Genomic DNA, 21658 nt, shown 5'->3' on the forward strand with positions numbered 1-21658 from the left:
GGGCTCGCGGTGCGGGGCGGCTGGCGAACGGGCGCCGGGTCCGCGGTGCGCATGGAAGCGCGGGATGGCGAGGCGATGGATCAACGCCGGCCGGTGGGGGTGCGGATCCACTGGTAGCCCACGGTGGCGCCGGTGCCGATGAGGGACAGCGCGAGGTAGCGGCGGAGGGTGTCCAGCCGTTCGCTGGAGCCGGCCAGGTGGCGCAAGCCCTCGTGCGCGGCGATGCCGAGCAGCATCCCCGCGGTCGCGCCTCCGAGCGCGCCCAGGTACGCGCGGCCGGGCCGTTCGCTGTTCCCGAAGGCGACCTCTCCCATGCCCCAGGTGCCGAGCGCGGCGATGGGGGGCGTGACGACCATGGCGGCGCCGAACGCGCCCACCTCCAGTTCGAGCCACCGGCCCTGGGGATACGAGGGGTGGACGAAGAGGAACCTGCCGGGAAGTGAAGCGAGCAGGGTGCCCGCGGCGGCCTCCGCGGCGGTGGCGCCCAGGCGGGTGTCGCCGCCCACGCGGGTCGCGGCCCAGACGCCGCCCAGGGGCAGGAGCGTGAGTCCGCCATGCGCGACCCAGGTTCCCCCGGACAGCCGCGCCTCCGTGTCGGGCTCACCGTGCGGAATGAACGGGCGCAGCGGGCGCTGTGGCACGGTGGGCAGCGGAGGCCCGCGGAATGGCGCGTCCGACACGAGGGGATCCAGCGGAGGTGGTGGCTCGGGTGCGGAGTGCTCGGGGGCGCGCGCGGATGTTTCCGCCTCATGCCGCGATGACAGATTGGGAGTGGCGGTCGTGGGCGGCTGCGTCGCATGCGCCGCCGAAGTGGATGGCGTGGCGGTCGTGGGTGGTTGCGTCGCATGCGCCGCCGAAGTGGATGGCGTGGCGGTCGTGGATGGTTGCGTCGCATGCGCCGACGAAGTGGATGGCTCGGCGGTCGTGGATGGTTGCGTCGCATGCGCCGCTGAAGTGGAAGGCGTGGCGGCCGTGGATCTCTCCGTCGCCTCCACGAACAGCGAGTCCGCTGGACCACCGGCCCGCGTGGATGTCTCGGTCTCATGCGCTTCGGGTGGATCCAGCATCTCGAATGTCTGCGTGCGCGCCGAACCGAGCGCGGCCGGTGCTCCCAGCCATCCCGCCAGCAGGAGGGCCCGTCCTCCCGCGCTCCGTGCCGGTCGCTTCCCCCGTTGCCCCATGCCGTGTCCGCTCTCCTCGCGCGGATTCCCTGCCGATGCCCGCTCCCAGCAGTGCGCATGCGGCGCGTCCGGCACCACCGGCCGTTGACCCCACGCCCTTCAACCGTCGACGGGTGGACGGTGTCCGGGCGCATCCATTCGCTTCCGTGACTCTGTCGCACGCGGCGGATGCGCGGGGCGGGGGGCTGCCCTAGCTTGGGGGCCGTGCGGCTGGTCTGGCCCCTCCTGTTCGCCCTGCTCGCCGCGGGGTGTCCCTACCCGAACCACCGACAGGACCTGCGCCTGCGCGCGCTGCCGGAGGACCCGGTGGCGCGGGAGGTCGCCATCGCGCAGACCCTGGGCATGCCCATGGAGCCGGGCAACGGCGTGGAGTTGGTGCAGAACGGGCGCATCTTCGACGTCATCGAGGAGGAGATCCGCGCCGCCCGCTCCAGCATCCACATCGCCAGCTACATCTGGCGCCCGGGCATCCCGTCGGACCGGCTGCTCGTCGCGCTGCGCGAGCGCAGGGCCGGCGTGCAGTGCCGCATCATCGTGGATCCGCTGGGCAGCGTGAACTTCGAGGCCGTGGCCCCCGTGCTCGCGGACGCGGGCTGCGATGTGCGCATCTACCGTCCGTACCAGGGCGCGGTGGCGTCCCTGGACGCGTCGCGGATCCGCGCGCGCATGCACCGCAAGATGGTCATCCGCGACGGCGAGGTCGCGCTGACCGGCGGGTTCGGCGTCTGGCGCAGCTGGCTGGGCAACGGCGACGCGGCGATGACCTGGCGCGACACCAACGTGCGCGTGCGAGGCCCCGTCGTGCGCGGCATGCAGACGGCCTTCGCGCGGAACTGGCAGGAGTCCGGCGGCGACTTCCTTCCCCCGGAGTCCTTCCCGGAGCTGGCCCCGGCGGGCGACGCGCGGGCCTGCTTCGTCGCCAGCACCAGCCACCGCTTCCTGTCGGAGGCGTCGAGGATGTGGCTGCTGTCCATCGCGTTCGCGAAGCACCGGCTGTGGATCGCCAACTCGTACTTCATCCCGTCGGAGGCCATCAGCGACATGCTCATCGAGAAGGTTCGCCAGGGCGTGGACGTGCGCGTGCTGGTGCCCGGCCGCTACCACGACGTGGCGCCCGTGCGCGCGGCTCAGCGCGCGTCCTACGCGAGGCTCCTGGAGGGCGGTGTGCGCATCTGGGAGTACGAGATGTCGATGCTGCACGCCAAGACGCTGGTCGCGGACGACATGCTCAGCGTCGTGGGCTCCACCAACATGGATCCGCTGGCGCTCAATCACACCGATGAGGGCTCGCTGATGGTGGAGGACCCCGTGCTGGCGGAGGAGCTGGCGGCGTCCTTCGAGCAGGACCTCACGCACTCGGCGGAGGTCCACTGGCAGGGCTGGAAGCGGCGCGGTCTGCTGCAGAAGCTGGGCGAGGAGCTGCCGTGGCTCATCGGCGACTTCCTGTGAGCCGGGGCGGAGCGTCCGTGAGGTGCCCCAGGCTGGGGCCGCCTGCTTGGACGCAGGAGGGGCGTGGTGGGTGGACGGGACACATCGGGCTGGAACGAGCGGCGCGTGCCAGGAGACGGCGGCCTGGACGCGCGGCAGCCGGCCTCGCATGCGGGAGGCGGGCTCCGGGCCGTCATGCTAGAGGGCGGCGCATGAGCACGGACGTGGTGAAGCGGGCGGTCATTCGCGAGGCGCGGCCCGAAGACGACAAGGCGATTGGCGATCTCCTGGTGGACGCCTACATGACGCAGTACGCGAAGAAGCTGCCGGAGGTCGTCTACTCCGAGGAGCGCAAGGCGTTCCTGCGCGACGTGGCCTCGCGCCGCGAGGTGTGCACCATCCTGGTGGCGGAGGTGGACGGCGAGGTCGCGGGCACGGTGGCCCTGTATCCGCCCGGTGCGCCCGGCTCCGAGGCGTGGCTCCCCCAAACGGCGGACCTGCGGGCGCTGGCCACGTCGGTGCGCTTCCACGGTCAGGGACTGGCGCAGCCGCTGCTCGCGGAGACAGAGGTCCTCGCGAAGCGCTGGGGCATGGACGCCATCTCCCTCCATGTGCGCCGGGGCGCGACGGGGGTCGCGCGCATGTACCAGGGGCGCGGCTACCAGCGCACGCCGGCCGGCGACCTCGAGCGCCCGGAAGTGTTCCTGGAAGCCTTCGTGCTGCCCTTGAAGTGACGCGTGTCAGGCGGGGACGCGTTCCCGCGTAGTGGGGGCATCCCGTCCGATGCCAGAGGGTCCGCGAAGGCTCGCGTGACCCGGGCGCCGGACGGGGTCGCGCGCGGGAGTGACAGCGTGCGTCCTGCCCCGAAAGGGGCGCCGACCCTCCACCCGGTGTCCCCACCATGAAGATTCCCATCCCCGAGCAATCGCTCGTGCTGCTCATCGGCCCGTCCGGCGCCGGCAAGTCCACCCTCGCGCGCGCGCACTTTCCACCCGAGGACGTGCGGTCCGGGGCCAGCAATGACCCCGCCCTGTTCGAGGACGTCGCGCGAAGGCTGGCGCGAGGCGCGTGCACCGTCATCGACGGTGTTCCCCTGAGCGCCGAGTCGCGCAGGCGGTATGTGACCCTGGCGCGTGAACACCACGTGCCCCTGGTGGCGGTGGTGCTGGACACGCCGGAGGCGCTCTGCCTGGAGCGAAACCGGTCCCGCGCCGGAGCGGCTTCGTCACCTCGCGCCCTGCGCAACCAGGTGCAGCAGCTCCAGAGCGCGCTGAAGGGGCTGGCGAAGGAAGGCCTCCGGCACGTGCACGTGCTCACGCCGGAGGCCGTGGACACGGTGGCGTTCGAGCGTCGGCCGGTGCCCGGCCACCTCCACGACGAGCGCGGCCCCTTCGACATCATCGGCGACATCCACGGGTGCTTCGACGAGCTGAAGGACCTGCTGACGAAGCTGGGCTACGCCGTCGAACCGCGCCCGGACGGAGCGCGCGGCTTCGACGTGGGCGGACCGCCGGGGCGCAAGGCGGTGTTCCTGGGAGACCTCGTGGACCGGGGCCCCGGGGTGACGGACGTGCTGCGGCTGGTGATGGGGATGGTGTCGTCGGGGCAGGCGCTGTGCGTGCCGGGCAATCATGAAATCAAGTTGCTCAAGAAGCTGCGTGGCAAGGACGTGCGGGTAGGGCGCGGGCTCGCGGTGACGCTGGAGCAGTTGGAGCGCGAGCCGCCGGACTTCGCTCGGGAGGTGGCGGACTTCATCGAGCACAGGCCCACGCACTGCGTGCTGGACGGAGGCCGGCTGGTGGTGGCGCACGCGGGCCTCAAGGAGCGGATGCATGGCCGCGACAGCCCCGAGGCGCGCGACTTCGCGCTCTACGGTGAGACGACGGGCGAAGCGGACGCCTATGGCCTGCCGGTGCGCGCCGACTGGGCGGAGCACTACCGGGGACAGGCGATGGTCGTGTACGGCCACACCTCCGTGACGGAGGCGGAGTGGGTCCACGACACGCTCTGTCTGGACACCGGCTGCGTGTTCGGAGGGAAGCTGACCGCGCTTCGCTACCCGGAGCGGCAGCTCGTCTCCGTGCCCGCGCGGCGCGTGTACTGGGAATCACGGAAGCACGACGCGCCGTGATTCAGGCCTCCAGGCTCCGCCGCGCCCGGGTGTCGGCGGGGGCGCCGCGGGCCATCCTCTCGGGTGGGAACACGAGCACCGGCGGTGCGTTCCGCGGACACCCCGCTGTCACTCCCAGAACATGAAAACTCGTGAAACCCAACGGGTCCCATCTCCTTCGGGGTGGGAAAGGTGCATGCGCCTCCAGACGGGCTTAGCGTGTCGTCCTCATGTCCCTCCGCAAGGACTTCATCGAGCGCGCCATCGAGCAGTTCGTGGCGGCCATCTCCAGCGTCCTCAAGGCCCGGAAGGAGAAGCGGTACGGGGACGCGCGCACCCTCATCCGGGAGACGGCCCTCACCGTGCTGGGCATGGAGTACGGCACGCTCATCCTCGCGGACGCCGAGTCCACCTCGCGGCTGCTGGGCACCGCGTCGCGTGTGCGGATGCTCGCGAAGCTGGTGCGCGAGGACGGTGAGCTGATGCGCGAGCAGGGCGACCCGCTCACCGCCGACTCCCGCTTCCTGCTGTCGCTGGAGCTGTACCTGGAGGCCATCTGCATGGGCCTCAACCCCGACACGGACGACGCCACCGCCATCGCGGAGCTGCGCGCCACCACCGACACCGCCGCCCTGTCGGAGCGGCACCAGCGGATGCTCTCGCAGGCCTGACGGGCCGCGGCGCGCACGTTGACGCACCCGGGCGGGTGAACGCACCCCTCGCGCATCGGTCGGCTTTGCGACACAGCAACATGGGGAGATCCATCGCTTCCGATCAGGCGAGGACACCGTCGCATCCGCCCGGCTTGCCCTGCCTTCCGGGTTTGCGTCTATCCTTGCCGTCCATTTGTCACGCAACACCGGGGGGGTGCGCGTGTCCTTTGTTCGGTTTCCCGAGAGCGTGGTCTCTTGTCGCAATCTCGTGGGTGGAGAGTGGGTCTCTCCCAGCGGGGTGGCGGCGCAAGAGGTTCGCAGTCCGTATACGGGCGCGGTCATCGGCCAGGTGCCGCTGACGACCGCCGCCGGCGTCGCCGAGGCGGTGGAGGCCGCGAAGGCCGCGGCCCAGGGGTGGCGAAGCGCTCCGCTGCGCGAGCGCACCCACTTCCTGCACCGCTTCCGCGCGCTGCTGGAGACGCACCTGGAGCGGCTCGCGCATCTGGCCGCCAGTGAGTCCGGCAAGACGGTGGCGGAGGGCCGCGCGGGCCTGCTCAAGGGGATGGAGGTCTGTGATTTCGCCCTGTCGCTCCAGAACCTGGATGGCGGCGCGCACCTGGAGGTGAGCCGGGGCGTCACCTGTGAATACCGCCGCGAGCCGCTGGGCGTCGTCGCCGGCGTCACCCCGTTCAACTTCCCCGCGATGGTGCCCCTGTGGATGTTCCCCATCGCCGTCACGGTGGGCAACGCCTTCATCCTCAAGCCGTCGGAGAAGGTGCCGCTGACCGCGACCGCGCTGGGCGAGCTGATGGTGGAGGCGGGCTACCCGCCCGGGGTCTTCTCCATCGTGCACGGCGCGAAGGACGCCGTGGAGGCGTTGGTGGCGCACCCGGACGTGAAGGGGCTGGCCTTCGTGGGCTCGTCCCCGGTGGCGCGGCACCTGTACGTGGAGGGCAGCCGCCACGGCAAGCGCGTGCTGGCGCTGGGCAGCGCGAAGAACCACCTCATCGTCGTGCCGGACGCGGATCCGGACCTCACGCCGCAGGCGGTGGTGGACTCGTTCACCGGCTGCGCGGGCCAGCGCTGCATGGCGGCCAGCGTGATGCTCGCCGTGGGGGACGTGCAGCCGCTGGTGGATGACATCGTCCGGCGCGCGGCGCGGCTGGAGCTGGGGCCGGGCATGGGCGCGCTCATCGACCGGGGCGCGGTGAGCCGGCTGGAGACGGCCATCGCCAAGGCGCAGGCGGACGGCGCGCGCGTGCTGCTGGATGGCCGCGGCAGGCGCCCCGTGGGCGACCCGTACGCGAACGGCCACTGGATGGGGCCCACCGTGCTGGACGGCGTGCAGCCGGAGATGGAGGCCGCGCGGCGCGAGCTGTTCGGCCCGGTGCTGTCCATCGTCCGGGTGCCCACGCTGTCGGTGGCGCTCGCGGTGGAGAACGCGTCGCCCTACGGCAACGCGGCGTCCGTCTTCACCACCCGCGGCGCGGTGGCGCAGACCGTGGTGGAGGGCGCGAAGGCCGGCATGGTGGGCGTCAACGTGGGCGTGCCGGTGCCGCGCGAGCCCTTCTCCTTCGGCGGGACGGGCGAGTCGAAGTTCGGCCACGGCGACATCACCGGTCCGTCCAGCCTCGACTTCTGGAGCCAGCTCAAGAAGGTGACGCGCAAGTGGTCCGCGCGCACCGACGGCTCCTGGATGAGTTGACGCCCGCTGAACGCGGCGATCCACCCATCCCCACTCCCTTCAATACCCATCCATCCATTTCGCGCCCCAGAGGAGGGTGCACCCATGTCTGACAAGAAGCCCATCAATCACATTCGTCTGACTTCACATCCGGATGGGCAGGTGCCGGGAGCGCCGCTGCGCTGGGGGGAGTCGGAGCCGCTGCGCCGGGGACCGGTGGTGGCCACGCTGTCCGACCCCGCGAACCGCAATGTCATTGGCACGCACTCCGGCGCGTACGCCATCTACCGCGCGCTGGCGGTGTCCGCGGGCAAGCTGCCACAGGACCACAAGGCGGACCTGACCAACACGTCGCCCGCGGCGCAGGTGGGCCCGCATCCGTCGTGGAGCGACCCCAAGCGCATCGTGTCGTTGGACCCGTGGGGCGCGGTGGCGTCCCAGGTGTTCCGCGCCTACGCGGAGCAGGGCGTGGACTACCGGCCCACCATCGCCGTCACCCGCGCCCACATCAACATGCCGGAGGTGCGCGACGCGATGCTCGCCGGGCGCCTCAAGGTGGACGGCGACCTGGTGGCGGCCAACGGGGACATCAAGGTCGTGAAGGCCGCGGTGGAGCCCGTCTGGTACCTGCCCGGCATCGCGGAGCGCTTCGGCCTCACGGAGAGCGCGCTGCGCCGGGGCCTCTTCGAGCACACCGGTGGCATGTACCCGGAGCTCATCACCCGCCCGGACCTGCACGTGTTCCTGCCGCCCATCGGCGGCCTGTCGCTGTATGTGTTTGGAAACATCGCGTCGCTGGCGGACCGGGACGTGCCGCTGGCGGCGCGCGTGCATGACGAGTGCAACGGCTCCGACGTCTTCGGCAGCGACATCTGCACGTGCCGGCCCTACCTGGTGCACGGCATCGAGGAGTGCGTGCGGATGGCGCAGCAGGGCGGGGTGGGGCTCATCGTGTATCACCGCAAGGAGGGCCGGGCGCTGGGCGAGGTGACCAAGTTCCTGGTCTACAACGCGCGCAAGCGGCAGGAGGGCGGCGACTCCGCGGCCACGTACTTCCACCGCACGGAGTGCGTGGCGGGCGTGCAGGACATGCGCTTCCAGGAGCTGATGCCGGACGTGCTGCACTGGCTGGGCATCACACGCATCCACCGCTTCGTCTCCATGAGCGACATGAAGCACGACGCCATCGTGCGCTCGGGCATTGAAGTCCTGGAGCGGGTCCCCATCCCGGACGGGCTGATCCCCGCGGACGCGAAGGTGGAGATGGAGGCGAAGAAGGCGGCGGGCTACTTCACGCGCGGGCCGGTGGCGGACGCGGGGACGCTGGCGCAGGTGAAGGGGAGGGACCTCGATGCTTGACGTGATCCGCGTGCAGGAGCTGTCCCCCACGGTGGCGTGGCTGCGCAGCCCGGCGGCCATCCGCGAGCGGTGTCACCAGGTGCTGGACCTGGGGCTCGCCGGGCGCCTGGAGTACTTCCGGGTGGAGCCGTCCCGGCTGCCGACGGTGGTGGACCGGGTGCTGGCGGTGACGCACGAGGCGTACCCCCGGCTGGACATCCCGGTGCACAGCCGCTGGCGCCACTTCGACGCGGGCGGGGTGCCCAGGCTCGCGCAGCTGGAGGCGCGGCTGGCCCCGCTGCCGCCGGAGGAGCGCGCCCGGGCCAAGGTGGACCTGGGCGTGGTGAGCGTGCTGCTGGACGCGGGCAGCGGGCCCTCCTGGCGCTACCAGGAGCCCGGGGGCGCCACGTACGTGCGCTCGGAGGGGCTGGCGGTGGCGTCGCTGCGGATGTTCATGGCGGGGGGCTTCTCGTCGGATCCAGACCGGCCCCTGCGCGCGGACGCGGAGGCGCTGGGCCGGATGACGCGCGAGCAGCTGGAGCGCGGCTTCCAGGTGTCCGAGTCCAACCCGCTCCTGGGCGTGGAGGGCCGGCTGCACCTGCTGCAGGCGCTGTCGCGCGTGCTGCCCCGGCCCGGGTCCATGTTCGACATGCTGGCCGCGCACCGGCGGAGCGTGCGGGCGGCGGAGGTGTTGGGCACGGTGCTGGACGTGCTGGGCCCCATCTGGCCGGGGCGCATCAGCGTGGACGGCATCAACCTGGGGGACGTGTGGCCGCACCCGGCGCTGGGGCCGCCCGACAGCGCGGACGCGCTGGTGCCCTTCCACAAGTTGTCCCAGTGGCTGGCGTACTCGCTGGTGGAGCCGCTGGCGGAGGCGGGCGTGACGGTGACGGAGCTGGACGCGCTCACCGGCCTGCCGGAGTACCGCAACGGCGGGCTCTTCGTGGACCTGGGCGTGCTGGTGCCGCAGGACCCGCGCCTGGCCACGGAGGTGTTCTCCGCGGGCGACGCGCCCATCGTGGAGTGGCGCGCCCTGACGGTGGCGCTGCTGGACCGCGTGGCGGCGCTGGTGCGGGGGCGTCTGGAGTTGAGCGCGGAGGAGCTGCCGCTGGCGAAGGTGCTCCAGGGCGGCACCTGGACGGCGGGGCGCCGGGTCGCGGCGGAGCTGCGTCCCGGGGGCGTGCCGCCCATCCGCGTGCGCAGCGACGGCACGGTGTTCTGAGGTGGCTTTGCAGCACAGGCGCAGGCCCACAGTCCGTCCGGGCTCCCCGGGCGGCGCGAGGAGGACGCATGGACTATCCGAACTGCACGGTGGTGGATCACCCGCTGGTGAAACACAAGCTGACGGTGATGCGCAGGACGGACACGAGCACGGCGGCGTTCCGGGCGCTGCTGGAGGAGATCTCCCTGCTGCTCGGGTACGAGGCGATGCGCGACCTGAAGCTGCGCGAGGAGGAGATCCAGACGCCCATGGCGCGCACCACGGGCTGGGCGCTGGACGGCAAGAAGCTGGTGCTGGTGCCCATCCTCCGCGCGGGGCAGGGCATCCTGGATGGCCTGCTCCAGCTGGTGCCGTCCGCGCGAGTGGGCCACATCGGCCTGTACCGCGACCCGGAGTCCCTGGGCGCGGTGGAGTACTACTACCGCGTGCCGGCCGACCTGGAGGACCGCGACGTCATCGTCTGTGACCCGATGCTCGCGACGGGCAACTCCGCGGTGGCGGCGCTCCAGCGGGTGAAGCGCAGCCGCCCGGGCTCGCTGCGCTTCGTGTGTCTGCTCGCCGCCCCGGAGGGCCTGGCGAACCTGCGCGAGCACCACCCCGACGTGCGGGTCTTCACCGCCGCCATCGACGACAAGCTGGACGCGCACGGCTACATCCTCCCCGGCCTGGGGGACGCCGGAGACCGGCTCTTCGGGACGAAGTAGCCCCAGCCCCCACCGTCATCGCGGGCAGGCAGGTGCTTCCTGAGGTGAGTGATTGATGGCGAGACAGGGTTGATTCATGTCTCGCCATCATGAAGCCGCTTCGCCCGGCGAGCGCGCCAGACGTCCACCGGCAAGTCCCATGAGGATGACGGCCAACCCGTGCGGATGCGAACGGACTCCAGAGCCGTGCTGCGGTGAGCCAGGGCAGGGCCAGCGGACGGTTTTGTCTCTTGGCTCTTGAGAACCGGGAAAGACGGATTTAAGAATTGAACCGTCTAAACGTTTTTATCCATTTCCCGGGAGTCCAGGCATGCGCGCGTCGTGGCGGTCCACCCTGATGGCGGTGATGTTGGGCGCGGTGTTCGCGGAGGGTGTGGCGGTGGCGGAGCCGGCGCCGGAGTCGCTTCAGGGGGAGGCGGGCACCCAGCGCTGGACGGAGGACCTGGCCGTGGGCGCGGGCACGTCCGAGCTCGTGGGCACGCGGGACGGGCTGCTGCGCTACGAGCCCAACGCGGTGATGCGCCGACCCGAGGGCATGAGCCGGCTCACGGGCCTCTTCGAGTTCCCGCCGCGCCCCCTGGCTGGCCCCGTGGACACGTTCCGGCCGCGCGTCGAGGCGGCGGTGGGGCCGGGGCAGGCCGTGGAGGTGGACGTCCGCGTGCGCGTCCCCGGCGGGGCCTGGAGTGAGTGGCGCACCGCCGCGGGTGACGAGGCCGTGCGCCTGCCTCGCGCGGGCACGGAGGTGCAGGTGCGGCTGGCGCTCATCGCGGACGAGCGGGGCCGGGGCCCGGAGGTCCAGGCGGTGGGGCTGGAGGGCTGGCGGGACGGGCGCGGCACGGAGGAGGGGCTCCAGGCGCTCGCGCCCCTGAGCTACCGCGTCTACGCCACCCGCGAGGGGTTGGTGGGCGGCACGACGGCCAACGGCCATGTCATCAAGAGCAACGACCGGTTCGCGGCGCTGCCGTCGCGGCGGGGGCTGGCGTCCAACGGCGGCTCCGAATACCAGGTGCGCGTCTGCTATTCAAAGACAAGCAAGTGCGCGACGACGTCCGTCTGGGACGTGGGCCCGTGGAACACGAAGGACGACTACTGGAACGCGTCCAGCGTGCGCGAGATGTGGAAGAGCCTGCCGCAGGGCAAGCCAGAGGCCCAGGCCGCGTATCAGGACAACTTCAACGGCGGGTTGGATGAGTTCGGGCGCCGGCCGGCGAACCCCGCGGGCATCGACCTCGCGGACGGGACGTTCTGGACGGACCTGGGGATGACGAACAACGACTGGGTGGACGTGACATACCTGTGGACGTCCGGCGGGGGTTCTTCGTCGGGGCTGGTCATCGACAGCAACAACGCGAACAACGACCAGGCGAAGGGCTACATCCAGCTGACGGGTTCCAGCTGGGCGTCCTCCACGAACGTGGCGGGCTACTACGGCACCAGCTACCTGGTGTCCCCGGGCGCGGCGGTGTCGGAGCCGGCGACGTTCTGGTTCTACCTGCCCGCGGCGGCCACGAAGTCGGTGGACGCGTGGTGGACGGCGGCGACGGACCGCTCCACGGCTGCGCCCTTCATCATCAGCAACGCGGCCGGCGCGCAGCTGGCGAACGTGAAGGTGAACCAGCAGCTCAACGGCGCGAAGTGGAACACGTTGGGCACGTGGAGCTTCACCGCGGGCTGGAACAAGGTGCAGGTGAGCCGCTGGGTGACGGCGGGCACCTACGTCGTCGCGGACGCCATCCAGGTCCGTTAGTCAATCCCTGGCGTGAGCGTTGACCGCCTCCGTGCGTGGCCGGGGCGGTCAACGCGTCGTGGACGCCCCGGTCGCCCGGGCGATACAACGATGGCCCGTCCCCGAGGAATCCATCCATGGCGCTGCGCACCGTGCTTCCGCCTCCGCTGGAGGAGCCCCGGCTCTACACGGAGCTGGCGACCTGGTGGCCGCTGTTCTCGCCTCCGGAGGAGTACGCGGAGGAGGCGGAGGAGCTGCTCGGCATCCTGCGCACGGCGGCGGCGGGGCCCGCGGGCACGATGCTGGAGCTGGGCGCGGGCGGGGGCAGCCTGGCCTTCCACCTGAAACAACACTTCACGTTGACGCTGACGGACCGCGCGCCGGAGATGGTCGCGGTCAGCCGCGCCCTCAACCCGGAGTGCGAGCACCGGGTGGGGGACATGACGTCCCTGCGGCTGGGGCGCATGTTCGACCGGGTGATGGTGCACGACGCCATCATGTACGCGGCGGACCGGGACGCCGCGCGGGCCACGGTCCAGACGGCCGCCGCGCACTGCCGCCCGGGCGGCGCCGTGGTGCTGCTGCCGGACTTCGTGCGGGAGACGTTCGAGTCCACGACGGAGTCGGGAGGGCACGACGCGCCGGACGGGCGCGGGATGCGCTACCTGATGTGGACGTGGGATCCGGATCCGGACGATGAGACCTTCGAGACCGCGTTCGCGTACCTGCTGCGGGAAGCGGATGGGACGGTGAGCATGTCCCAGGAGCGCCACCGCTTCGGCCTGTTCCGGCGGGAGGACTGGCTTGGGTGGATGGCGGAGGCGGGCTGCCCCGCGACGACGCGGCGGGACCCGTGGAACCGCGAGGTCTTCATCGGGGTGCGGGAGCCGGAGTGATGCGCGGTTGGGGGGCGGTGCTGGCGCTGGGGTGGATGCCATGGCTGGCCATGGCCGCGCCCGTGCGCGTGGAGCTGGTGTTTGGCGGAGATGTGATTCCGCACGGCGAGGTGAAGTCGGTGGCGCGGGCCCACGCGCGAAGCGGGGCGGTGCCGCCGGGCGGCGGTGCGGCGGCCTCGCTCAACCATGAGGGCTGGGACCACGTCTTCGGGCCGCTGTCGGACGTGCTGCGCACGGCGGACGTGGGCGTGGTGAACCTGGAGACGCCCGTCACCGCCAACGACAAGGCCTTCACGAAGGAGCTGGTCTTCAACGCGCCGCCCGCGATGGTGCGAGCGCTGGTGGGGGCGGGCGTGAAGGTGGTGTCCACGGGCAACAACCACGCGCGCGATCAGCACGTGGAGGGCCTGGTGGAGACGCTGCGCCACCTGGACGCGGCGGGGCTGCGCCATGCGGGCACGGGGACCACCCGGGACGCGGCCTGGGCGCCGGTCTTCATGGATGTGCGCGGGGTACGGCTGGGCTTCCTGTCCTTCACGCGGAGCCTGAATGGCTTCAGCAACCCGAAGGAAGCGGATGCGCCACACGCGGCGCTCTTGCCCTATCCAGAGCATGAATCGCGCAGGGGCCTGAAGCTGGAGGAGGCGCTGGAGCGGGTGCGCGCCGCGGCGGCGAAGTGTGACGCGCTCTTCGTGATGGGACACTGGGGGCGGGAGTACTCAGACACGCCGCATCCGTTGGACCGGGCGTTGGGGCAGGCCTTCCTGGAGGCGGGGGCGTTCGCGGTCATCGGGCATCATCCGCACGTGCTCCAGCCGCTGGAGGCGTACACGACGAAGTCGGGGCGCCAGGGGTTCATCGCGTATTCGCTGGGCAACCTGGTGGCGAACCAGGGGCGCTTCTACCAGCACGTGAAGGGGCAGCTGGGGAAGGACGGCGACAAGCGGGACTCGCTGCTGCTGCGCGTGGGCGTGACGCGCGCGGAGCCCGGCGCGCCGGTGGCGCTGGCGGATGTGTCGGTGTTGCCGGTGTGGATTGAGAACAACGCCACCGGCCGCAAGGCCCGCGCGCGGCGCAACATCCAGCCGGTGCTCATCGACCGGGAGGTGGAGGAGGTGTCCCGGCGGTTGGCGGCGCTGGCGCTGCGCACGGCGCCCCAGGACAAGGCCTCCCGCGCGGAGCAAGCCTCGCTGGAGAAGCGTCTGGCGAGCGCCCGGTACCGCCGCGAGCGCATCCTGCGCATGCTGCCCACGGAGTTCCGCGTGGCCACGCCCGAGCTGCGGCGGAGGGACGACAGCGAGGCGGGGCTGACCGCCCAGACGGTGCCGTGAAGCGGCACGCCGCGCTCCGCGGGGGCGGAGTGTTCATGAAACACAGCCACTCCCGAGGGCCGCCGGAAGGGACTCCGCGCGGGGCACGGCCGCTCGCATGCCCTGTCTGCTTGTGACACTTCCGTGAGTGGAGTTCTGGCACACCGAGGGACTGGTCCCCGCCACGCCCGCGAAGAGCAGCGCCATCACCGAAGCCGCCAGCGGGCGCTGAGCCCGAACCCGACGCCTCCGGACGCACCCTGGGACGCCGCGTCGTGCGTGCGGCGTGTGGGGCGACACCCGTGGACGCTCCCTTTCATCCCGGAGCGTTCGTGCGCCGTCCCCGTCCCGGGTTCCGTTGGAGCCCGCGGGCCCAGTCTCAGCGGGGCGCCTCGGGCTGCTTCGGGGGCGCCTCGTGCAGGTCGCGCAAGGCGACGACCCGGTCCAGCAGCGGCCCGCCCAGCTTCCTCCGCGCGATGCGCTGCGAGGGATAGATGCCCCGGTGGCCGGTGAGCAGATACGCCACCGTGGCGACGATGGCCACGTGCGGGAGCACCGCCGCGCCCACCAGCTCCACCGCCATCAGCGACAGCGCGAGCGGCGTGTTGGCCGCCGCCGCGAACAGCGCCGCCATGCCCGCCGCCGCGCCCAGGTCCACCGGCAGGCCCAGCAGCCGCGCGAGCACGTTGCCCAGCGCCGCGCCAATGAAGAACAGCGGCGTCACCTCGCCGCCCAGGAACCCCGCGCCCAGCGTCACCACCGTGAAGATGAGCTTCCACGCGAACGCGCCCCACGGCAGCGACACGTCCTGGAACGCGCGCAGGATGCCGGGCACGCCCAGGCCCAGGTAGTCGCTGGTGCCCGCGAGCTTCCACAGCCCCACCACGCCCAGGCCGCCCAGGGCCATGCGCACCGGCAGCCACGGGACGCGGCGCTCCAGCACGCGCTTCAGGCCGTGCGTGCCTTCGATGAAGGCCACCGCCACCGCGGCCACCGCCACCGCGAACACCAGCCACTTGCCCAGCACCGGCAGCGTCAAGGCCAGCGCCTGAGGCGACGGATACGCGGTGTGGTGGATGCCCAGGCCGCGCGTCACCATGTCCCCCACCACGGACGCGGTGAGCGCGGGCAGGAGCGCCTCGTAGCCCAGCCGGCCCACGCACACGACCTCCAGCCCGAACAGCGTGCCCGCCAGCGGCGTGCCGAACACCGAACCGAACCCACCCGCGATGCCCGCCGCCAGCAGCTCGCGCCGCGTGTCCGGCGACACGCGGAAGCGGTGGGCCAGCTGGTCCGCCAGGCTCGCGCCCATCTGCACCGCCGTGCCCTCGCGCCCGGCGCTCCCGCCGAACAGGTGGGTGAGCACCGTGCCCAGCAGCACCATGGGCGCCATGCGCAGCGGAATCACCGCGTCCCCGGCATGCACCGTGTCCAGCACCAGGTTGTTGCCGCCCCGGATGGACTCGCCCCAACGGCCGTACACCGCCCCCAGGACGAGCCCCGCCACCGGCAGCGCGTACACCAGCGCCTCGTGCGCCACCCGGAACTCCGTCGCGTGCTCCAGCAGGGCCAGGAACGCCGCGGACGCCACGCCGCACACCCCGCCCACCACCGCGCCCAGCAGCAGCCACTGGCCCAGCGCCTGGGCACTCCGGGAGAGGTTCATGGCGGCGCAGTCTAGGCGCGACGCGATGCTCCGGCCGGGCGTTTCCATCACGCCAAACACAGACAACGGATTCTTCCAGTCAGAGGCCTTCTTTCTGGCATGAAACAAGGTGAAACATCGCGTCAACCCGGAGCGCTGCGTCACGGCGCGGGGCGTGAGGCTCCCCTCTGACGCATCGTGGCGGAATTCGCGTTCAACATGGAATGCAAGTTGTGGAGTTATTTCTGGTCTGAGAGGTGATTCCAAAGTCAAAGCCGTGTACGGTGCGCGGCCTCTCCCCTTGCCGGGGCGGGAACCCCCTACCTCTTCAGGAGCCGGTATGTCCGTTCGTCTCAGCGGGCTGTCCCTCGCCGCCGTCCTCGCCGCCACCACGCTGGGTGGAAGCGCGATGGCCAGCACCATCAACCAGAACACGTCGTGGACCATCAACCGCTCGGCGTCGCAGACGTACCGGGTGGTGGCGTACGGCGACTCCATCTTCGCCGGCTACAACGGCGGCATCAGCAGCGTGGCGCGCCGTGGCGCGCCGGTGGTGGAGGGTGAGTACGCGGCGAAGAAGTGGGGCGCGAACGTGGAGGTGGTCCGCCGCACGAAGTCCGGCGCGAAGGCGGACGACATCTACAACAACAAGATCGTCTCCGAGCGCTCGTACATGCAGGCGTCCAACACGCGCGTCGTGATGTTCGAGATGTGCGGCAACGACTACCTGCAGGCGCGCAGCGCGTTCACCGACCAGACGGGGACGTGCAACTACAGCGGCCTGCAGAGCGCGCTGGCGACGTGCACCACGTACATGGAGCGTGGCATGCAGGCCATCAACCAGTACGCGACGACCGCGAAGGTGAAGGTCATCTCCAACATCTACTACCCCGGCTATGACGCGGACAACGTGCTGACGTCCTGCACGGACTCGGCGACGGGGCAGAAGGTGAACAAGCAGCAGTACTTCCTGCCGCTGCTGGCGCGCAGCAACTGGCGCGCGTGCAGCCTGGCGACCAAGTATGGCTTCAAGTGCGCGGACGCGTTCGCGGAGATGATGGCGTCGGACTACGACCGCAACGGCGACGGCCTGGTGGATTCGGAGGCCATCGCCTACCGCGAGGGCGAGTCCGAGGACGCCTACGTGCAGCGCATCAGCGTGACCCTGCGCAGCACCCTGCGCGACGCGAACCTGCACCTGGCGAACGCGAGCACCAGCTACGACTACATCCAGTCCGACAACACGCACCCGACCTACACGGGCTCCACCATCAGCGTGAACATCTTCTCCGGCTCCGGCTCCGGTTCGGCCGCGCCGGGCTACACGGACAGCCAGATCGTCAACGGCAAGAACCCGGACTGGAACAAGTTCGGCCACGAGCGCATGGGCTGGAGCCTGTCCACGTTCGACCCCGCCACGCCGTGAGCTGAGGCGGCATCCGCGGGACCCCAGGGCCTCCGACCTGTCACCGGGTCGGGGGCCTTTTCATGTCCGCTGAGAAGGAGGGAAGGCGCCCCTGGGCCTGGCACGGACCGCCGGAGTCTTGGTTTGTGAAAGCGTGACGGTGGAGGGCCGCGGCCCTGTCGCCCCTCACCGGGGGACAGGGCCTCTGTCGTCAATGCCATCAATCCCAGGCGGCCCTCGGCCCCGCATTGAACGGAACGTGCCATGTGCATGTTATGGCTATCAAGCCGTGCAACGCCGGTTTTGTTGAGCTGGCTTGAAATGCTGATTTTGCGTACCCGGGGGCATGCTTGTTTGTTGGAAGTCCGATTGGGAAACACAGTTCTCCGCCATGGCACGCCGGGTGTAACGGGAGGGAGCGGTCCTTCCCACTGTGGGAGGCTTCAGTGCTCTGGGGGAGAAACGAATGCATCAGACATGGAAGGCTGCCATTGCGGCGGCCACGGTGATGGTCGGTGGTGCTGCGCAGGCTCACGACTTCGTCGCCTTGAAGCTCGTCAATGGTTATCAGACGCTCGACATCACCTCGTACCCGACGACGGTCAATTTCACGACGGTCGCGCTCAATTCGCACCCGACGCTGCCTTCGACGCTGCTGACCGCGACGGATCCGCTGTTGACGCCCTCGGGCTGGACGTTCACGCCGCCGCTGCCGCAGTCGGTGCCGGTGGATGGGAACCTCATCTCCTACTACTCGTTCACCATCAACAGCTTCGACGACTGCGTCGCGCTGGGGAACGCGGATGACGACCCGACGACGCCCGGCCCGCTGCCGAACGCGGCGTTCACGAACACGTTCTTCGCCACGTGGGACAGTGGCACCGCGCAGAGCAGCGTGAAGGTGACGTGCAAGCCGGCGAACACGCTGCCGTGCGACAACAGCCTGTTCTACTCGGACAGCGGGCTGGGGCTGCCCAACACGACGCTGAGCAGGATGAACCCCGCGACGGCGGCGCTGACGCCGTTCTCCACGGCGAACATCTTCTACTCCGCCACGGCCTTCAACCACCTGGATGGCTACATCTACGCCATCGACAACACGCTGCCGGTGAAGAACCTGGTGCGCATTGGCGCGGATGGCGTCGCCACCATCGTCGGGCCCCTGCCGCAGCTGAACCTGCTGAACACGTACCCGGCCGGCACCGTCCTGTCCGATGGCACCTACCTCATCTTCAGCGGCCCGGGCTTCGGGGTCATCCCGTCGTACGCGCGCATCAACCTGACCACGGGCACCGTCATCAACGCCGGGGCCGCCCCGACGCTGGCGAGCATCCTCGACTTCGCGACGAACCCGCTCGACGGCCAGGTGTACGGCTACAACCAGGTCACCCACCGCATGACCCGGTTCGACCCGAACACGGGCAACACCACCGACTACGGCCCCATCGGGCCGCCGGACGGCCTCACCGGTCTGCCCGCGCTGTACTTCACGACGACCGCCGCCGCCTTCGACGCCGCGGGGACGCTCTACGTCTACGGCAACCAGCTGACCGGCCTGCTCCACCCCATCAACACCCTCTACACGGTGAACGTGACCACGGGGGTCTTCACGGCCGTCGCCACGGGCGCGGTGAGCCTCAACGGCAACGAGAACTTCGCCTCCTGCCCGTTCCCCTCCGCGCTCGAGAAGAGCGCGACCCGCAACGAGGGGTTCTTCAAGACGCATGAGGAGGCGCTGTCCGCGTGCCTCTCCAACGGCGGCAGCATCGACCTGGGCCGGCTGGGCACCGTGAACAGCGTGGAGGAGGCCATGGGTGTCCTGTGGCTCAGCCCCTCCGCGACGCAGCAGCGCGTCCCCCGCACGGAGGAGCAGTCCCTGCGCGTGAAGCTGGGTCGTCAGTCGCTCACCGCCACCTGCAACTCGCGGCTCTTCGGCGCGGCCACGCAGCCTGGGGTCGAGCGTGCCCGCAGGGCCATGGACTCCGGCACCCGCGAGGACATGGAGGCCCAGCTGACGGAGCTGCGCGCGCTCAACGACAAGGGCTCCCGGTACGCGCTGCCCATGTCCTTCAACGGTGGGCCGGCGTCGGCGTCGCATGCCCTCTCCATCGCCCGCGAGCCGAAGAGCAGCCTCTGAGCGCTGAGTTCAGACATCGATTTCAAACATTCAGATTCTGGAGAACACGCACATGAAGAACTGGAAGCTGTGGATGGTGGCTGTGCTGGGCGGGTTGAGCCTGATGGGTTGTGGTGAGCAGCAAGAGCCGAACGACGGCGCGGAGACCCCGGCGGCGCCGACGGGCTTCATGCCGACCCTGGCGGACGACCTCCATTCGAACCTGGTGGAGAACCAGTACGAGGTGCGCATCCTGGGGGTGGGGAACCACCGCTACCAGGGGGCCTTCGTCAACGTGGACAGCATGAAGGTGTCCGCTGGGGGCAGGGACCTGCCGGTGGAGATGAAGGCCACGGTGATGGACCTCGCGAGGCCGGACCACGCGGCGCTCGTGGGCTACTTCACGATGCCTCCGGGCGTGGACTCGGCGCAGGTGGTCATCCGCTTCGACGAGTACGGCGCCTTCGAGGACGGCCAGCGGGTCGGCGCGCTGGATGTCCGCACCGCGCCCCTGCGGTTCGAGGTCACCCGGGCCCTGCTGGCGCCGCGCAAGCACGCGGTCGTGCAACTGGACCTGGCCCGCTCCGTCGTCATCCCTCGCGTGGGGGACGCGATGATGATGCCCACGTCCGCGGTGGCCTTCTAACGCGCCGCTGACGTCAGGGAAGTGAAGTCCGGACGCCCGGTTCCTCTTCACGAGGGGCCGGGCGTCCGTGCGTGCGGCGGCGCCGGGTCCGACCCCGGTCCTACGCCGTGCGGAGCGCCCGGTGGGTGAGGTGGATGTCGCGGAAGGAGGGGATGCGGGCGGGGGCCATGACGTGCTTCAGGGCCAGCCGCATCTGGACCGCGCACCGCCGTGCCTCCAGCCCTCCAATGCCGGTGCCGAGCCCCGGGCAGACAAGCGTCCGGATGGGGGGCGCGCCCCGCGCGTTGTGTCGCTTCACCGCGAGCAGGACGGCGCGAAACGCGAGATAGGCATTGACCGTCTGGGAGACGTTCTCCGGGATGCGCATCGTGGGCGCGGCCACGAGGAACGGCCAGCGCTCATGGCCGGAGGCAACGACCACCGCGGCCCCGACGGGCAGCTCGCCGTGATGCTCTTCCAGGATGGCCCGCTGGACCGCGTCCTGCACCTGGAGGCCCAGCGTGTCGCGGATGGCCAGGTCGAGCCCTCCATCCATGATGCCGAAGCTGTTGGCGGGGCTGACCATCGCGTCCGCCGGGAGGGAGAAGAAGTCCTCCTCTCGCGCGGCGACGAAGTCGAATTCCTCGAAGGCTTCATCCCAGGCCCGCACCAGCGCTGGCTGGAGGTCCATCAGGTAGATCTTCTCGGGGAGCATGCCCGGGACCTCTAGCACCTCTTCAGCCCAGCAGCCGCACCGCGAGGAACACGGGGAGGGCGACGTAGTAGAGCGCCCGGCAGGTCCACTCCGCGCCCGTGCGGACGTGGCGCGCCCACTTCGGTCCCAGCCACGCGGCGCCGAAGCACAGCGCCTCCGCCAGGGCCCGCCAGAAACAGCCGAACAGCAGCAGCGCCAGGAACACCGGCAGCCAGGTGCGCGCGAAGGACAGGAGATACGCCCGAAGGCCATACATCTGCCACTCGCCGAAGGGCCCCCCGAAGGAGATGTACTGGTGCGCCCGGAAGAAGATGGCCGCGACCACTCCCGGCACCAGGCCGTACTTCAGCCCCCAGTCGTACCAACGCCTGCGCCACTTCGCGCTCCGCGCCTGCGCGTAGCGCACCAGGGCATGGTCGCGCGCCTCGCCCCGTGCCCCCAGCGCCGTTAGCAGCGGCGCGGGGTCCTGCATCTCCACCCCGTAGTCGAACGCGCGCCCCGTGCGCAGCCTCAGCGTGAGCCCCGGGCCCGGGGTGGGCAGCCGCCAGGGACGCGCGGACTCCAGCGCGTCGAAGGGAATCTCGAAGCGCGCGCCGCCCTGCTGCGTGAGCACCACGCCGTCCTGCCCCACCGTCACCGTGGCCCGGGTCCCCAGGCGCAGCAGGCGCAGCGCGATGAGCGGCAGCAGCCCGCCCACCACCAGCCCCGCGGCCAGCGGGCCCGGTTGCATCTCCTGGGTGCCCGCGAGCACCTCCTGGAGGAACCGCGCGGTGAAGGCGCAGAGGGTGCCCAGCACCACGGTGTGCAGCAGCGCCCCCAACGCGCGCAGCCGCGGCGTGAAGGCGTGGACGGGGAAGGGGCCGGACGCGTCGACGGTCATGGAGGGGGGCGTGGCTCGTC

General features: G+C 70.8%; 18 protein-coding genes. 14 read left to right on the forward strand and 4 right to left on the reverse strand.

The window, feature by feature from the left end; all coding sequences use genetic code 11:
• Window positions 1–80 precede the first annotated feature (80 nt).
• Window positions 81–680 carry a hypothetical protein gene (locus tag FOF48_RS36675; protein ID WP_186002195.1) on the reverse strand — a complete coding sequence of 200 codons (600 nt, stop codon included), beginning with the start codon at window positions 678–680 and terminating at the stop codon, window positions 81–83.
• Between the two features lie 705 nt (window positions 681–1385).
• Between FOF48_RS36675 and FOF48_RS34425 the strand changes: the two genes are divergently transcribed.
• From FOF48_RS34425 to FOF48_RS34475, 11 genes are all read left to right on the forward strand, one after another.
• Window positions 1386–2630 (forward strand): phosphatidylserine/phosphatidylglycerophosphate/cardiolipin synthase family protein, encoded by a 1245-nt coding sequence (locus FOF48_RS34425; RefSeq protein WP_143908928.1) that lies wholly within the window; start codon window positions 1386–1388, stop codon window positions 2628–2630.
• Between the two features lie 191 nt (window positions 2631–2821).
• The gene (locus FOF48_RS34430) at window positions 2822–3343 is read left to right on the forward strand and encodes a GNAT family N-acetyltransferase (protein WP_143908930.1); all 522 of its coding nucleotides are present in this window, start codon (window positions 2822–2824) and stop codon (window positions 3341–3343) included.
• A 167-nt stretch (window positions 3344–3510) separates the two neighbouring features.
• Window positions 3511–4740 (forward strand): AAA family ATPase, encoded by a 1230-nt coding sequence (locus FOF48_RS34435; protein WP_143908933.1) that lies wholly within the window; start codon window positions 3511–3513, stop codon window positions 4738–4740.
• A gap of 209 nt (window positions 4741–4949) precedes the next feature.
• Window positions 4950–5390: a hypothetical protein gene (locus tag FOF48_RS34440; protein WP_143908934.1), complete on the forward strand. Its 441-nt coding sequence runs from the start codon at window positions 4950–4952 to the stop codon at window positions 5388–5390.
• A gap of 202 nt (window positions 5391–5592) precedes the next feature.
• A complete protein-coding gene (gene mmsA, locus FOF48_RS34445) occupies window positions 5593–7077 on the forward strand; it encodes a CoA-acylating methylmalonate-semialdehyde dehydrogenase (RefSeq protein ID WP_143908936.1) in 1485 nt (494 codons plus the stop codon).
• Between the two features lie 84 nt (window positions 7078–7161).
• Window positions 7162–8415 (forward strand): GTP cyclohydrolase II, encoded by a 1254-nt coding sequence (locus tag FOF48_RS34450; RefSeq protein WP_143908938.1) that lies wholly within the window; start codon window positions 7162–7164, stop codon window positions 8413–8415.
• Entirely contained in the window at window positions 8408–9616 is a 1209-nt protein-coding gene (locus FOF48_RS34455; RefSeq protein ID WP_143908940.1) for a URC4/urg3 family protein, read from the forward strand. Before FOF48_RS34450 ends, FOF48_RS34455 begins: the two co-directional genes overlap by 8 nt.
• Before the next feature lie 68 nt (window positions 9617–9684).
• Window positions 9685–10320, forward strand: coding sequence for a uracil phosphoribosyltransferase (gene upp, locus FOF48_RS34460; RefSeq protein ID WP_143908942.1), 636 nt, complete (start codon window positions 9685–9687; stop codon window positions 10318–10320).
• A 310-nt stretch (window positions 10321–10630) separates the two neighbouring features.
• On the forward strand, window positions 10631–12067 hold the full coding sequence (locus tag FOF48_RS36680; RefSeq protein ID WP_186002196.1) for a hypothetical protein: 1437 nt from the start codon (window positions 10631–10633) through the stop codon (window positions 12065–12067).
• 116 nt (window positions 12068–12183) lie between these two features.
• Window positions 12184–12942: a trans-aconitate 2-methyltransferase gene (locus tag FOF48_RS34470; protein ID WP_143908944.1), complete on the forward strand. Its 759-nt coding sequence runs from the start codon at window positions 12184–12186 to the stop codon at window positions 12940–12942.
• On the forward strand, window positions 12942–14273 hold the full coding sequence (locus FOF48_RS34475; RefSeq protein ID WP_143908946.1) for a CapA family protein: 1332 nt from the start codon (window positions 12942–12944) through the stop codon (window positions 14271–14273). Before FOF48_RS34470 ends, FOF48_RS34475 begins: the two co-directional genes overlap by 1 nt.
• Window positions 14274–14631: 358 nt before the next feature.
• Here FOF48_RS34475 and FOF48_RS34480 read toward each other — a convergent pair whose 3' ends face one another.
• Entirely contained in the window at window positions 14632–15918 is a 1287-nt protein-coding gene (locus FOF48_RS34480) for a chloride channel protein (RefSeq protein WP_143908948.1), read from the reverse strand.
• Between the two features lie 319 nt (window positions 15919–16237).
• Between FOF48_RS34480 and FOF48_RS34485 the strand changes: the two genes are divergently transcribed.
• The 3 genes from FOF48_RS34485 to FOF48_RS34495 all read left to right on the forward strand — a co-directional run bounded on the left by FOF48_RS34485 (window position 16238) and on the right by FOF48_RS34495 (window position 20064).
• The gene (locus FOF48_RS34485; RefSeq protein ID WP_143908950.1) at window positions 16238–17323 is read left to right on the forward strand and encodes an SGNH/GDSL hydrolase family protein; all 1086 of its coding nucleotides are present in this window, start codon (window positions 16238–16240) and stop codon (window positions 17321–17323) included.
• A gap of 445 nt (window positions 17324–17768) precedes the next feature.
• Complete coding sequence (locus FOF48_RS34490; RefSeq protein ID WP_143908952.1) at window positions 17769–19439, forward strand: hypothetical protein; 1671 nt, start codon at window positions 17769–17771, stop codon at window positions 19437–19439.
• 52 nt (window positions 19440–19491) lie between these two features.
• Window positions 19492–20064 carry a hypothetical protein gene (locus tag FOF48_RS34495; RefSeq protein WP_143908954.1) on the forward strand — a complete coding sequence of 191 codons (573 nt, stop codon included), beginning with the start codon at window positions 19492–19494 and terminating at the stop codon, window positions 20062–20064.
• Between the two features lie 100 nt (window positions 20065–20164).
• Here the strand turns inward: FOF48_RS34495 and FOF48_RS34500 are convergent, their stop codons facing one another.
• Window positions 20165–20758 carry a macro domain-containing protein gene (locus FOF48_RS34500; RefSeq protein ID WP_143908956.1) on the reverse strand — a complete coding sequence of 198 codons (594 nt, stop codon included), beginning with the start codon at window positions 20756–20758 and terminating at the stop codon, window positions 20165–20167.
• 22 nt (window positions 20759–20780) lie between these two features.
• The gene (locus FOF48_RS34505; RefSeq protein ID WP_143908958.1) at window positions 20781–21638 is read right to left on the reverse strand and encodes a hypothetical protein; all 858 of its coding nucleotides are present in this window, start codon (window positions 21636–21638) and stop codon (window positions 20781–20783) included.
• Window positions 21639–21658: the final 20 nt, after the last annotated feature.

Source organism: Corallococcus sp. Z5C101001 (genome assembly GCF_007352635.1).
In the GTDB taxonomy this organism is placed as follows: Bacteria; Myxococcota; Myxococcia; order Myxococcales; family Myxococcaceae; genus Corallococcus; species Corallococcus silvisoli.